The organism is Natronococcus amylolyticus DSM 10524 (assembly GCF_000337675.1).
GTDB classification, from domain to species: Archaea; Halobacteriota; Halobacteria; order Halobacteriales; family Natrialbaceae; genus Natronococcus; species Natronococcus amylolyticus.
The window spans coordinates 39,987-52,887 of the sequence record NZ_AOIB01000015.1; the positions used below are offsets into that span (position 1 = coordinate 39,987).

The following is a 12,901-nucleotide window of genomic DNA, read 5'->3' on the forward strand; positions in this document are numbered from 1 at the left end:
CACGGTCGCTCGAGACCCCGACCGCGATCAGTTTCGCCCCGCTTTGCAACCATTTATACACGATGGCGACCCTACGAGAGTGCAATGGCGCAAGCGGGAAATTCTGAACTCGTCGACTCCTTCGAGCAGTTCTTCCGCAACTACTACGACAACGAAATCAAGCAGCTTGCGCAGCAGTACCCCAACGAGCAGCGATCGCTCCACGTCGACTGGCAGGATCTCTACCGGTACGATCCGAATCTCGCCGACGACTTCCTCGCCCAGCCCGAACAGCTCCAGCGCTACGCCGAGGAGGCCCTGCGGCTGTACGACCTGCCGATCGACGTCAGCCTCGGCCAGGCCCACGTTCGGATCCGGAACCTCCCCGAAACCGAGTCGCCCGAGATCCGGGAGATCCGCGCCCGCGATATGAACTCCCTCGTGCAGGCTCGAGGGATCGTCCGAAAGGCGACCGACGTTCGCCCGAAGATCGAGGAGGCCGCCTTCGAGTGTCAGCTCTGTGGAACCCTCACGCGAGTTCCACAGTCCAGTGGTGACTTCCAGGAACCCCACGAGTGCCAGGGCTGTGAACGCCAGGGCCCCTTCCGCGTGAACTTCGACCAGTCGGAGTTCGTCGACTCCCAGAAACTGCGCATTCAGGAGAGTCCCGAAGGCCTCAGGGGCGGCGAGACACCCCAGTCGCTCGACGTCCACGTCGAGGACGATATCACCGGCGAGGTGACCCCCGGCGACCACGTCTCCACGACCGGCGTCCTCCGCCTCGAGCAACAGGGCGACGGCCAGGACAAGTCTCCGGTGTTCGACTTCTACATGGAGGGGATGTCCGTCGACATCGACGAGGAGCAGTTCGAGGACATGGACATCACCGAGGAGGACAAAGCGGAGATCGTCCGGCTCTCCTCGAGCGAGGACATCTACGAACAGATGGTCGGCTCGATTGCGCCCTCGATCTACGGCTACGAGCAGGAGAAGCTCGCGATGATCCTCCAGCTGTTCTCGGGCGTGACGAAGCAGTTGCCCGACGGCTCGAGGATCCGCGGCGACCTGCATATGCTACTAATCGGGGATCCGGGTACCGGGAAGTGTTTAAAAGGCGATTCGAAGGTCGCCCTCTCAGATGGACGAACGGTTCCGATCCGCGAACTCGTCGAAGCGAACCTCGAGGACCCGAAACCGATCGACGACGGCTGGTACGACGAGATCGATCTCGAAGTGCCGTCGCTGCAGGACGACGGTTCGATCGCCCCACAGCAAGCGACGAAGGTCTGGAAGCGTGAGGCTCCCAATCGGATGTATCGGATTCGGACCTCGAGCGGGCGCAAGCTCGAGGTGACGCCGTCGCATCCGTTGTTCGTCGATGTTGCTGATGGCTATCGAGCAGTCCGTGCCGACGAACTCTCAGTCGGAGATTCGATCGCTGTGACAGCAGGCAGTGCGAGCACGGTCGATCAGTCGACGGTAAACGAAGTACCCGTTCTCACTGACGGAGGAACAGTCGCGTCTACGAGCGCTGTAGCTGATCAGATCACTTCTATTGGAACGGTCGATCCCGACTACGACTGGGTGTACGACCTCGAAGTAGAGGGGACTCACAACTACGTTTCGAACGGAATTATCTCCCATAACTCCCAGATGCTGGGCTATATCCAGAACATCGCCCCTCGCTCCGTCTACACCTCCGGGAAGGGGTCGTCATCGGCTGGCCTCTGTGTCACGGGGGACACACTGATCCATACCGAAGACGGGTTCCAACAGGCCGAGGACGTCGCCACTGCTCGGCTCCCCGATCCGGTCGACACCGAAACTGCAGTCGAAGACGAAATCGGCCTCTACACGTTCGATCGGGACTCGGGAGCCCTCGAGACGCGATCGACGTCACACGTCTGGCGAATGCCGCCGAAGGAGTGTCGGCGGATAGAGACGGCGCGAGGAAAGGAACTCGAGGCGTCGCAGAACACGCCAGTGTTGGCCTGTGGCGACGACGGACTCGAATGGACACAAATATCGAACGTCGAAGCCGGCGACTACGTCGCGGTACCGAAGTATGACGAGATAGACCGCTCAACGCCGCGGATCGAGGACTATCTCGAGTTTACGAACGAGAAGTTGAAACTCGCCGACGAGTCGATCGTACAGGTTCGTCGTCAGCTCTGTGAAGCGTTCGGAACGCTCCGTGACGCAGCGGCGGAACTCGATCTTTCGGAGGACTTCGTCTACGATACGATTCGGAACCGGCACATTCCCATAGCGAAGCTCGAGCGAGTTCTCGGTGCGATCGACCTCGAGTTGGACCAGCTCTCGATCGAACGCGCGATGCTTCGTCACGGAGATAGCGTCCGTGTTCCCGACGAGTTCGACGAGGACCTTTGTTATTTGCTCGGTCTCGTCTTCGGGGACGGAGATATCAGGCTATCGCGCCGCGACGAAAACCGCGGTCTCGTTCGAATTTCTAACAGCGACGAAACGATTCTCGAGCGCGCGATCGAAATTTTCGATGACGCATTCGACAAGCGGCCCGAAATCGAGTATCAGGACGACCGCGTTCCGTGTATCCGCGTTCACAGCGCCACCGTCGCGCGACTGTTCTCCAACGCTGGGATGGAGACGCCAAAGGAGGAGCTGAAACTCGATCCCGGACTGACGACCGCCGAGCACGCCGATGCGTTCCTCTGCGGACTGATGGACGCCGATGGGTCTGTCTCGTCTCGAACGGACGGAGGTTCGAGCATCCACTTTTCGACAATCAGCCAGGAGTTCGCCGAACAGGTACAGCTGATGCTCGAAACCTACGGCGTTCGATCCCGCGTTCGCGAGCGCGACCGTCGCGGTGTGTCCGTCCTCGAGAACGGCTACGAGATCGAATCGAATTACGTCCAGTATCACCTGGAATGTTACGGTCGCAACATCGATCGGTACGCGGACGCGATCGGGTTCGGGTACCCGGCAAAACGAGCCGCACTCGAGGAAATCGTCGGAGACGCCACACGCCGGAGGGAGAAGATTCCGGTCGGAAACGCACTCGCAACCGTCGATGCTGCTGGCGGGGAATACTACATGAATCTCAACCGTGGCGACAATCCCGGCCGCGGACGGACTCGACGGATGCTCGAAGAAGTCGATCTCGGAGACGCCGAACCGATCGTCGAGGAGGCAGTCGAGGCCGACTTGTGCTGGGACGAGGTCGTCGCTGCAATCGATACCGGCGAGAAAGAAGTGTTCGACCTCACTGTTCCGGAGACCCATAATTTCATCGCGAACGGCGTCGTCACCCACAACACGGCTGCGGCGGTTCGCGACGACTTCGGCGACGGCCAGCAGTGGACTCTCGAGGCCGGCGCGCTCGTCCTCGCCGATCAGGGGATCGCGGCAGTCGACGAGCTCGATAAAATGCGCAGCGAGGACCGCTCGGCCATGCACGAGGCCCTCGAGCAGCAGAAGATCTCGGTCTCGAAGGCCGGCATCAACGCCACACTCAAGTCCCGCTGTTCGCTACTGGGCGCCGCGAACCCCAAGTACGGCCGCTTCGACCAGTACGAGCCGATCGGCGAGCAGATCGACCTCGAGCCGGCCCTGATCTCGCGGTTCGACCTCATCTTTACCGTTACGGACCAGCCCGACGAGGAGAAGGACAAGAACCTCGCCGAGCACATCCTCACGACCAACTACGCGGGGGAGCTGACGACCCAGCGCGAGGAGATGACCTCCCTCGAGGTCAGCGAGGAGGAGATCGAGGAGATGACCGAGCAGGTCGATCCCGTCATCGACGCCGAACTCCTCCGGAAGTACATCGCCTACGCGAAGCAGAACTGCCACCCGCGAATGACCGAGGAGGCCCGAAAGACGATCCGTGATTTCTACGTCGACCTGCGCGCGAAGGGAACCGACGAGGACGCCCCCGTTCCCGTCACGGCTCGAAAGCTCGAGGCGCTCGTTCGCCTCTCGGAGGCAAGCGCCCGGGTGCGCCTCTCCGATACGGTCGAGCAACGAGACGCCGAGCAGGTCGTCGAGATCGTTCGCTCGTGTCTGCAGGACATCGGCGTCGATCCCGAAACGGGAGAGTTCGACGCCGACATCGTCGAGGCCGGCACCTCGAAGTCCCAGCGCGACCGGATCAAGAACATCAAGGGACTGATCAGCGACATCGAGGAGGAGTACGACGAGGGTGCGCCGGTCGACATCGTTCTCGAGCGCGCCGACGAGATCGGCCTGGACGAGTCGAAGGCCGAACACGAGATCGACAAGCTCAAACAGAAGGGCGAGGTCTACGAGCCGAGCACCGATACGCTTCGAACGACGTAGCGCCGACGGACGCTACCGCCCTTGTTCGTCGATACCGAGCGCCGTCGACCGGATCGTCGCGGGCGCGACGTCGGCGACGTCGGCCGCATCGACCTGGGTCACCGTCGGCCACTCCTCGCGCTCGGCGGCGGCTTTGTACAGACAGGCTGCGGCGACGCCGCTAGGGTTTCGACCGCCGACGGTGCCGTTCTCGAGCAGCGTCGTCGCGTGTTCGCGGGCCCGGTTCTCGACGGTCGTCTCGAGGTCGAGTTTCGTGGCGAACCGCGGCAGGTACTGCGTCGGATCGATCGGTCCCGTTGGAAGCTCGAGGTCGCGGTTCAATGCGTCGTAGGCGGCCTTGAGTTCGGCGTCGTCGGCGCGGGCGACCGCAACGATCTCGTCGATCGTTCTGGCGAAGGAGTTGATCCGACAGGTGGCGTACACTGTGGCCGCAGCGAACCCCTCGATCGACCGACCCTGAAGCAGCCCCTCGGACTGAGCAGACTTGAAGAGCGAACAGGCTTGCTCTCTGACGGAGTCCGGAAGCGAGAGCAACGCGTTGACCCGTTTGATTTCGGTGAACCCATACACCTGATTTCGGTCGGCTTTCGTGGAGATGCGAGCGCGGTTGTGTTCCCGACGGAGTCGGGCGATCTGGCGCCGTTTGCGGCCGGTTAGACGGGAACGAGAACCGGTTCCGTAGCCGATCTCGGTCGAGAGTCCGCGGTCGTGTCGCGACCGCGTCAACGGTGCACCGGTTCGACGTCGGTCGGGACCGTCGTCGAACGTTCGCCACTCGGGTCCGCGGTCGATAGCGTCCTCTCCGGAGACGAGACCGCACTCCTCGCAGATACGTTCAGTTTCCGTCGTCCGCAGTCGTCCGCCGCACTCGGAACAGCACCCATTCGAATTATCTGCAGCCATTGGTAATATTCACCAGCTAGGAGAAACTATGACGCGTCCTGCTACTTAAAGTATAAGATATCCTCTAGGAGAGCTTGGAATTAAATCCAGGTTCCGTTCGACCCGCTCAGTTGCCGATCGATCAAAAGTGGTGGAGCTACCGTCCTGACCGGCTCTCGCCTGCGAGATGCTCGAGCACGCCCTCGGTCGTCGCCGGAACGGGTTCGGGATCGTCGCCGGCGGCAGCCGCCGCGTCGGGGTCTTTGAGCAGGTGGCCGGTCGTGAGACAGGCGACCCGTTCGTCGCTCTCGACGATTCCCTCCGCACGGAGTTTCCGTAGGCCGGCGACCGAGGCCGCGGAAGCGGGTTCGACGCCGACGCCTTCGCCGGCGAGGTCGCGCTGAGCCTCGGTGATCTCCTCGTCGGAGACGGCGATCGCCGTCCCCCCGGTTTCGCGAATTCCGGGGAGTGCCTTCGGCGCGTTAACCGGGTTCCCAATCCGAATTGCCGTCGCTCGGGTCTCGACATCGTCCCAGCGCCGAACCTCGTCCGCACCGTTCTCGACCGCCTCGACCATCGGTGCGGCGCCCGCGGCCTGGACGCCGGTAAGTTTCGGCACGTCCTCGCGGTCGATCGCGCCCGCCTGGAGGAGTTCGCGGAACGCCTTGTACAGCGCCGCGGTGTTTCCCGCGTTGCCCACCGGGAGGACGATCCGGTCGGGGAATGCGTCGTAGTCGTCGCGGAACGCCTCGAGGATCTCGAGGCCGATCGTCTTCTGGCCCTCGAGCCGGAAGGGGTTCAGCGAGTTCAGCAGGTAGGCCTCGCCCTCGGCCGCAAGCTCCTGGACGATATCGAGACAGGCGTCGAAGTTGCCGTCGACTTCCAGAATTCGGGCGCCGTGAAGGCTCGCCTGGGCAACCTTGCCCGCGGCGACCTTGCCCGCCGGGAGGAGCACGAGCGTCTGCATTCCGCCGCGGGAGCCGTAGGCCGCCAGCGCGGCGCTGGTGTTGCCCGTCGACGCGCAGGCCAGCCGATCGACGCCGAGTTCCTTCGCGACGGCCACCCCGACGGTCATCCCGCGGTCCTTGAAGCTCCCAGTGGGGTTCATCCCCTCGTGTTTGATCCGGACGGCCTCGAGCCCGAGGTCGTCCTCGAGTCGCGGGACTTCGTACAGCGGCGTCGCTCCCTCCTGGGTCGTGACTCCCGACTCGAGGGGCAGGGCGTCGGCGTAGCGCCACACCCCCCGTCCCTCGAAGTCGTCGAACGTCGGGAGGTCGGCGTAGCGGACCTCGAGCAGGCCGTCGCAGGCGTCGCAGGTGTAGCGGACGTCCTCGAAGGGAGCGAACGTCTCGCTGCAGTCGATACACTCGAGCCAGGCACTGTCGGTCGCGTCGTCCGGGACGGCGGGTTCGTCCGGCGAGAGACTGAGACTCATTACCTGAACGTGGGAGGCGACGGAGAAAAGTGGGCTGATTGGCGTGAGCGCTGCCACCGATCGAACGGTCGAGCGGTCACCTGCCGTCGAACTCGTCGATCACGTCGTGGACCGTCGCCGCCCACGTATCGAGGGCTCCGTGGAGCATCGCCCTGACTTCCGGGAGTGCGACGGCGGTGTACTGGTAGACGTACCCCCCGCCCTCGAGGAGGCGGCGATCGCGCCGAACCAGTCCGCGTTCGTACAGCGTCGTCATCGCGCGGTTGATCGTGCTCCGGTCGCGCTCGAGCGGGCCCTCGAGTTCGTCGATCGTACTCCCGGGTCGGTCGACGAGCGCGAGGTAGGTCCGCGTCTCGTGGGGCTCGATCCCGAAGACGCAGCTCATCACCGTCTCGAACGACGGGTTCGACGATTCCATAAGTTCGCCGAGACGGTGCTCGGGATCGGGCGCCATACGCGTCCTACGACCTCGTACGTGAAAGAGTCACTCACTCTCCGGACGGCGACGCTCCGTACCCCATGTTTCGGATGCAGGTGCGCATCTCGCGCTCGCTCTCGTGGCGGTGTAATCGCGTCGGCGTATCGCAGTAGTATACCGAGCCATCGTATCGAAGCGTGACCTCGTGTTCGTCGCCCAAGGTCGTTATGCTGACGACGACCCGGCGACCACTCTGGATCGCCTCGAGAATCGCGTCGGCCTCGAGGTCACCTGCGGCGATACGAAGCGGATCGGTCATCAGTGTGAACTGCACGAGCACGGTCAAAGACCTTCGCGTCCCGCCCGCCCCACGATCGGTTCGACGTTCGTGCGTCGCCGGTGCCAGACCGGGATACCGCTACGCACCCTCGAGTCCACTGCTATCATATGGCATCCAAAGTACGAACACGAACTATCGAACGAACCGGGACCGCACTCGAGGCCTGGCAGGCCGGCGTCGTCGGCGGAATCGCCGGCGCGATCGCCTTTGGCGCGCTGATGGCGGTCCAGATGCCCGCGATGCTCGAGATGGGAATTCCCGCGATGTACGGGCTCGAGGGCGGACTCGTCGGCTGGATCGTCCACGTCTCTCACGGCGCAGTGATCGGCGTGGTCTTCGCCGCCCTGCTTACGATTACCGGCCAGTCACAGCACGGCGTCGTTCGAACGACTAGTCTCGGCCTCGCCTACGGGATCGTCGTCTGGGCGAGCCTCGCGGTCGTGGTCATGCCAGTCTGGCTCTCGCTCGTCGGTTTCCCGATGGCACCGCCGCTGCCGAACGTCGACGTCGGGAGTCTGGTGGGCCACACCGTCTACGGAATCGTCCTCGGCGCGACGTACGGATTCCTCGAGCGGTAACCGACTCGACGGTCTCCTCGAACCGGCGCCGGAAGCGATTCGATCGGCGAAGCGCTTGTATGCATCGAATACAATGTATACAGCATGGGAACGATTTCGGCGCGCCTTTCGGATGACCTCGAGGAAGAACTCGAGGAGTACCTCGAGGAAGAACGCCTCGACCGGAGTACGGCCGTCAGAAAGCTTCTCGCAGAGGGACTCGACGAATGGCGACGGCAGCAGGCGCTCGACCAGCTCGCCGCCGGCGACGTGACGGTCACGAAAGCCGCCGAGCACGCCGAGATGTCCGTCTGGGAGTTCACTCATCTCGCGAAAGAACGCGACATTACGTGGGTCTCCAGTGACCATCTCGACGACGATCTCGAGGAGCTGTGAATGTGGGTTTTCGACGCGACGCCGCTGATCTACCTTGCGAAGGCGAACCAAATCGATATCGTGGGGGAGCTCGACGGCGGCTGTCAGATTCCGCGGCTGGTTTATGAGGAGGTCGTAACAACGGGACTCGAGGAAGGATACCCCGACGCGCGTCGAATCGAACGATGTATGGACGCGGGAGTCTTCGACGTCGTCACGACACCTGAGACGGGGCTCCGGGATCGGTTGATGCAGAACCCGGCGCTGAGTGAGGCAGATATCGCGGTGCTGGCGTGTGCAGACGCGACCGGCGCAACCGCCGTAATAGACGAGACCGCCGGGCGAACGGTCGCCGAGGTCGAAGGAATCGAGACGAGAGGAACGGCGTATCTCGTCCTCCTGTGTGCCAAGCGCGGCTGCATTTCCGTCGCAACCGCGCGGAAGACGATCGACTCGATGATCGACGACGGCTGGCACTGCGCCCCGGCTCTGTACGCTCGGATCGTTCAAAAACTGGAGTCACTCGAGAAGGAAGACGAGAAGTAACGGGCTACTCGAGCAGCCAGCTCAACAGCGCCTTCTGGGCGTGGAGCCGATTCTCGGCCTGATCGAAGACGACCGAGCGGTCGCTCTCGATGACGGCGTCGGTGATCTCCTCGCCACGGTGGGCGGGCAGACAGTGCATCACCGAGGCGTCGTTCGCACTCTCGAGCAGCTCCGAGTTGACCTGGAACCCTTCGAAGGCGTCCATCCGGACGTCGTACTCGTCCTCCTGGCCCATGCTGGTCCAGACGTCGGTGTAGACGACGTCCGCATCGGTGACCGCGTCGACGGGGTCCGTCGTCGTCGTCGGGTCGCCGCCGAGTTCGCGAGCGCGCTCGAGGACGGCGTCGTCGATGCCGTAGCCGTCGGGTGTCGCAATCGTCAGGTCGATGTCGGCCAGCGCTGCGCCGATCACGAACGACTGGGCGACGTTGTTACCGTCGCCGACCCACGCCGCCGAGACGCCGTCGAACCCGTCCATCTCCTCACGGATCGTCAGCAGATCGGCGAGCGTCTGACAGGGGTGGGCATCGTCGGTCAGACCGTTAACAATGGGTACCGAGGAGTACTCCGCGAGCACCTCGACGTTGTCGTGTTTGAACAGCCGAGCCATCACGACGTCGACGTACCGTGAGAGCGTTCTCGAGGTGTCTTTCAGGGGTTCACCACGGCCGAGCTGGATGTCGTCGGCGCCGAGGAAGACTGCGTGACCGCCGAGCTGAGTCATTCCCGTTTCGAAGGAGACCCGGGTTCGCGTGCTCGGCTTCTGGAAGATCATGCCGAGGGTCTGGCCGGCGAGATCGGCGTGATCCTCGCCGTTTTCCTGAGCACGTTTGTACCGCTCCGCGCGCTCGAGTACCACCTGTAGCTCCTCGCGAGAGAGGTCGTCGATCTCGAGGAAGTGCCGTGGCTCGCTCATTCGTCCTCGCCTCCGCGGAGGGTCGTTGCGACCCGAGTCAGCACGTCGACCGACCGATCGAACTCCGAAAGCGAGAGGCGCTCGTTAGGCGCGTGATCGAGGTCGGAGTTGCCCGGGCCGTACGTGACCATCGGACAGCCCCACGCGCCGGCGTAGAGGTTCATGTCGCTGGTTCCGGTCTTTCGAACCAGCCGCGGATCACAGCCCTCCTTGCGGATCGCCGCGCGGAACGCGCGAGCGACCGCTGTTCGTGGACTCTCCATTACGGGCGGGATCGGTTCGGCCCAGGAGACGGTGCCGATCTCGAGTTCGGCCTCGGCCGTCTCGCGGACCGATTCGGCGTCCAATGACGGGGGGACCCGGAGCTGAGCCTGCAGGGTCGCCTCGACGGAGAGCCCGTCCTCGCTGATCCCGCCGTCGATGTCGACCGGTTTTGCCGTCACGCGCTCGAAGACGGGCGTGTACTCGTCCTGTTCGAAGGCGGCCTCAACGTTCGTCCACCACTCGGTGGCGTGCTGGATCGCGTTGGGCTCGGGTCGGGAGGTGTGACCCGACTCGCTGGTCGCGACGTAGGTGCCGGAGAGAAAGCCCCGGTAGCCCAGCGTGATTCCGGTCGTGCCGCTCGGCTCGCCGTTGACGACGGCGTCGGGTTCCTCGCGGTCGACGACCAGGTGGCGAGCGCCCTGGGAGCTGGTCTCCTCGCCGACGACGCCGACGAAGGAAACTCCGGTGCGGACGGCGGCGGCGGCCATCGCGGCCAGCGGGCCGGTGGCGTCGACGCTGCCACGACCCCAGAGGACGTCCTCGCCTTCCTCCTCGGCGACTTCGTCCTCGACGTCCTCGGCGTCCGCGGGGCGGACCTCGACCGGGATCTCCCCCGGAACCGTATCGACGTGGGAGGTCAGGAGAACTGCGTCGTCCGCGGGTGCGCGAACGTTGCCGACCTCGTCGATCCAGGCCTCGCGGCCGTTCGCCGAGAAAAATTCGACCAAGCGCTCGGCCGCTTTCCGTTCCTCGCCGGTCGGCGAGGGGATCGCGACGAGATCGACCAGCAGGTTCCGGGCGTCCTGCCGGGAGACGTCGGTCGCACCGGTCAGACTCGCGTTCATGATTCGGGTGTGGCTTCGGGCGCGATGGTTTCCGTCAGCGCGTCAACGAGCCGATCCGCGTCGTCCTCGTTGATCACGAGCGGCGGCAGCAGACGCAGGACGGTCCGACCCGCCGGCAGCGCCAGGATCTGATGGTTCATCGCCAGGTCGCGGGCAACGCGGTTCGCGCCGCGTTTCAGCTCGATTCCGACGAGCAGCCCCTCGCCGCGGACCTCGCGGATCGCGTCGCCGAGGGCGGCCTCGAGTTCGTCGACGAGGTAGTCGCCGATCTCGGCGGCGTGGGCGGGCCACTCCTCCTCGACCAGCGTCGAGACCGTCGTGTGGACCGCCGCGGAGACGACGGGGCCGCCACTGAACGTGGCGTTGTGAGAGGCCGCGCCGTCGGCGATCCAGTCCTGGACTGCGACGGCGCCGACGGGCAGGCCGTTGCCGAGGCCCTTCGCCGCGGTGAGCACGTCGGGCGTGACGCCCGCGTTCTGGCAGGCCCACATCGAGCCCGTGCGGCCCATCCCGGTCTGGACCTCGTCGAAGACGAGCGCCGCGCCGGCCTCCTCGGTCAGCTCGCGGGCGGTCTCGAGGTAGCCCGCAGGTGGGACGTTGATCCCGCCCTCGCCCTGAATCGGCTCGAGAATGACGGCCGCGGTCTCGTCGTCGACCGCGTCAGCGAGCTCCTCCCCGTCACCGTAGGGGACGAACTCGACGTCGCCGGCCAAGGGCTCGAACGGTTTCTTGTACTTGTCCTTCCAGGTAGCCGCGAGCGAGCCCATCGTCCGGCCGTGGAACGAACGGGTCGCCGCGATGATCTTCGACTCGCCGGTCGCAGAGCGGGCGAACTTCAGCGCGGCCTCGTTGGCCTCGGTCCCGGAGTTACAGAACCAGGCCGACTCGAGTTCTTCCGGTGTGGCCGCGACGAACGCGGCGTAGGCGTCCTCGCGCGACTGGACGGGAAACGAGGAGTCGACGAACGTCAACTTGCCGACCTGCTCGCAGACCGCGTCGACGACTTCGGGGTGGCTATGGCCCAGCGGCGTACAGGCGTAGCTCGCGCCCGCGTCCAGGTACTCAGTGCCGTCGGTCGCGTAGAGGTGCGGTCCCTCGCCGCGTTCGATTCCGATCGGTTTGCTGCCGGAGATGAAGTCGTGATCGCTCATTGCGTGGCCTCCTGTGTGGCTTCCGCGTCCGTTCCGTCGTCGGCGAGCACGCCGGGCTCGAGGGTCGTCCCCTCGCCTTCAAGCGCACTCGAGATCGGTGCGTCCGCGTTCGCGGACGCGACAATGACGGACGAGGCGCCCCCCTCGAGGGCTTCCTCGGCGGCCATGACCTTCTTCGTCATGAACCCCTCGGCAGCGTCCGTGACGGCCTCGAACTCCGCCGGCGTCGCGGCCGACTCGATCTTCGTCGACTCGTCGTCGGGATCCTCGTAGATCCCCGAGACGTCGGTGAGAACGACAAGGTCGGCCTCGAGCGCGCCCGCGATCGCGGCGGCCGCGCGGTCGGCATCGGCGTTGACGGCGGTGTATCCGCCCGACTTCTCCTTTCCGAGCATCGGGACCGAGACGACGGGCGTGTAGCCGCCCTCGAGCATCGTCTCGAGGAGGTCGGCGTTGACCGACTCGATCTTCCCCGAGTGGTCGCCGCGCAGGATCTTCTTCTTGCCGTCGACCTTCGCGCGGACGGCCGATTTTCGCTTGCCCTCGAGGAGTTTGCCGTCCGTGCCCGAGAGCCCGACGGCGTTGACGCCCTCGCTTTGCAGACTCTCGACGAGATCCGTGTTGAGCTTGCCGGGCATCACCATCTTGAAGACGTCCATGGTGTCCTCGTCGGTAAAGCGGCCGACGACGCCACCGGGCGTCTCGACGTAGGTGGGTTCCTGGCCGAGGTCCTCGAGGGTCTCGTCGACGGCCGTCGAGCCGCCGTGCGTGAGGACGACATCCTCGCCGTCCTCGACGAGGGAGGCGACGTCGGCGAGCGCACCTTCGGGATCGACGGCGCGGGCGCCGCCGATCTTCACTACCACGGTCATC

The 12,901-nt window shown here is 64.6% G+C and carries 12 protein-coding genes; 4 read left to right on the forward strand and 8 right to left on the reverse strand.

The genetic code is table 11. The features are described 5' to 3' along the window. Positions 1-84 precede the first annotated feature (84 nt). Positions 85-4,299 carry an LAGLIDADG family homing endonuclease gene (locus tag C491_RS06175; RefSeq protein ID WP_005554600.1) on the forward strand — a complete coding sequence of 1,405 codons (4,215 nt, stop codon included), beginning with the start codon at positions 85-87 and terminating at the stop codon, positions 4,297-4,299. A gap of 12 nt (positions 4,300-4,311) precedes the next feature. Here the strand turns inward: C491_RS06175 and C491_RS06180 are convergent, their stop codons facing one another. The 4 genes from C491_RS06180 to C491_RS06195 all read right to left on the reverse strand — a co-directional run bounded on the left by C491_RS06180 (position 4,312) and on the right by C491_RS06195 (position 7,353). Then, positions 4,312-5,202, reverse strand: coding sequence for a transcription initiation factor IIB (locus C491_RS06180; RefSeq protein ID WP_005554602.1), 891 nt, complete (start codon positions 5,200-5,202; stop codon positions 4,312-4,314). A 136-nt stretch (positions 5,203-5,338) separates the two neighbouring features. Further along, on the reverse strand, positions 5,339-6,616 hold the full coding sequence (gene thrC / locus C491_RS06185) for a threonine synthase (RefSeq protein WP_005554603.1): 1,278 nt from the start codon (positions 6,614-6,616) through the stop codon (positions 5,339-5,341). A gap of 76 nt (positions 6,617-6,692) precedes the next feature. Continuing rightward, positions 6,693-7,070 (reverse strand): helix-turn-helix domain-containing protein, encoded by a 378-nt coding sequence (locus C491_RS06190; protein WP_005554605.1) that lies wholly within the window; start codon positions 7,068-7,070, stop codon positions 6,693-6,695. Positions 7,071-7,104: 34 nt separating this feature from the next. Further along, a complete protein-coding gene (locus tag C491_RS06195; RefSeq protein ID WP_049891553.1) occupies positions 7,105-7,353 on the reverse strand; it encodes a hypothetical protein in 249 nt (82 codons plus the stop codon). A 128-nt stretch (positions 7,354-7,481) separates the two neighbouring features. Between C491_RS06195 and C491_RS06200 the strand changes: the two genes are divergently transcribed. From C491_RS06200 to C491_RS22425, 3 genes are all read left to right on the forward strand, one after another. Beyond that, positions 7,482-7,952 carry a hypothetical protein gene (locus C491_RS06200; RefSeq protein WP_005554607.1) on the forward strand — a complete coding sequence of 157 codons (471 nt, stop codon included), beginning with the start codon at positions 7,482-7,484 and terminating at the stop codon, positions 7,950-7,952. 84 nt (positions 7,953-8,036) lie between these two features. Beyond that, positions 8,037-8,327, forward strand: a complete 291-nt coding sequence (locus C491_RS22420) for a hypothetical protein (RefSeq protein WP_005554608.1) — start codon at positions 8,037-8,039, stop codon at positions 8,325-8,327. Beyond that, the gene (locus C491_RS22425) at positions 8,328-8,852 is read left to right on the forward strand and encodes a DUF3368 domain-containing protein (RefSeq protein WP_005554610.1); all 525 of its coding nucleotides are present in this window, start codon (positions 8,328-8,330) and stop codon (positions 8,850-8,852) included. 4 nt (positions 8,853-8,856) lie between these two features. On the opposite strand, the gene argF is transcribed toward C491_RS22425, so the two are convergent. Genes argF through C491_RS06230 form a run of 4 tightly spaced genes read right to left on the reverse strand, consistent with a single transcriptional unit; the run spans position 8,857 to position 12,900 of the window. Further along, entirely contained in the window at positions 8,857-9,768 is a 912-nt protein-coding gene (argF, locus tag C491_RS06215) for an ornithine carbamoyltransferase (protein WP_005554612.1), read from the reverse strand. Next, on the reverse strand, positions 9,765-10,877 hold the full coding sequence (locus C491_RS06220) for a [LysW]-lysine hydrolase (protein ID WP_005554613.1): 1,113 nt from the start codon (positions 10,875-10,877) through the stop codon (positions 9,765-9,767). The genes argF and C491_RS06220 overlap by 4 nt, the downstream gene beginning before the upstream one ends. Further along, complete coding sequence (locus C491_RS06225) at positions 10,874-12,028, reverse strand: aspartate aminotransferase family protein (protein ID WP_005554614.1); 1,155 nt, start codon at positions 12,026-12,028, stop codon at positions 10,874-10,876. Before C491_RS06225 ends, C491_RS06220 begins: the two co-directional genes overlap by 4 nt. Beyond that, positions 12,025-12,900: an acetylglutamate/acetylaminoadipate kinase gene (locus C491_RS06230; RefSeq protein WP_005554615.1), complete on the reverse strand. Its 876-nt coding sequence runs from the start codon at positions 12,898-12,900 to the stop codon at positions 12,025-12,027. The genes C491_RS06225 and C491_RS06230 overlap by 4 nt, the downstream gene beginning before the upstream one ends. Position 12,901: the final 1 nt, after the last annotated feature.

What these genes read in the sequence shown, in the direction of transcription:
- C491_RS22425 (WP_005554610.1), top strand. Translation starts at nt 8,328, where the DNA reads ATGTGGGTTTTCGACGCGACGCCGCTGATCTACCTTGCGAAGGCGAAC.
- C491_RS22420 (WP_005554608.1), top strand. Translation starts at nt 8,037, where the DNA reads ATGGGAACGATTTCGGCGCGCCTTTCGGATGACCTCGAGGAAGAACTC.
- thrC (WP_005554603.1), bottom strand. Translation starts at nt 6,616, where the DNA reads ATGAGTCTCAGTCTCTCGCCGGACGAACCCGCCGTCCCGGACGACGCG.
- C491_RS06195 (WP_049891553.1), bottom strand. Translation starts at nt 7,353, where the DNA reads ATGACCGATCCGCTTCGTATCGCCGCAGGTGACCTCGAGGCCGACGCG.
- C491_RS06220 (WP_005554613.1), bottom strand. Translation starts at nt 10,877, where the DNA reads ATGAACGCGAGTCTGACCGGTGCGACCGACGTCTCCCGGCAGGACGCC.
- C491_RS06180 (WP_005554602.1), bottom strand. Translation starts at nt 5,202, where the DNA reads ATGGCTGCAGATAATTCGAATGGGTGCTGTTCCGAGTGCGGCGGACGA.
- C491_RS06175 (WP_005554600.1), top strand. Translation starts at nt 85, where the DNA reads ATGGCGCAAGCGGGAAATTCTGAACTCGTCGACTCCTTCGAGCAGTTC.
- C491_RS06230 (WP_005554615.1), bottom strand. Translation starts at nt 12,900, where the DNA reads ATGACCGTGGTAGTGAAGATCGGCGGCGCCCGCGCCGTCGATCCCGAA.
- C491_RS06200 (WP_005554607.1), top strand. Translation starts at nt 7,482, where the DNA reads ATGGCATCCAAAGTACGAACACGAACTATCGAACGAACCGGGACCGCA.
- argF (WP_005554612.1), bottom strand. Translation starts at nt 9,768, where the DNA reads ATGAGCGAGCCACGGCACTTCCTCGAGATCGACGACCTCTCTCGCGAG.
- C491_RS06225 (WP_005554614.1), bottom strand. Translation starts at nt 12,028, where the DNA reads ATGAGCGATCACGACTTCATCTCCGGCAGCAAACCGATCGGAATCGAA.
- C491_RS06190 (WP_005554605.1), bottom strand. Translation starts at nt 7,070, where the DNA reads ATGGCGCCCGATCCCGAGCACCGTCTCGGCGAACTTATGGAATCGTCG.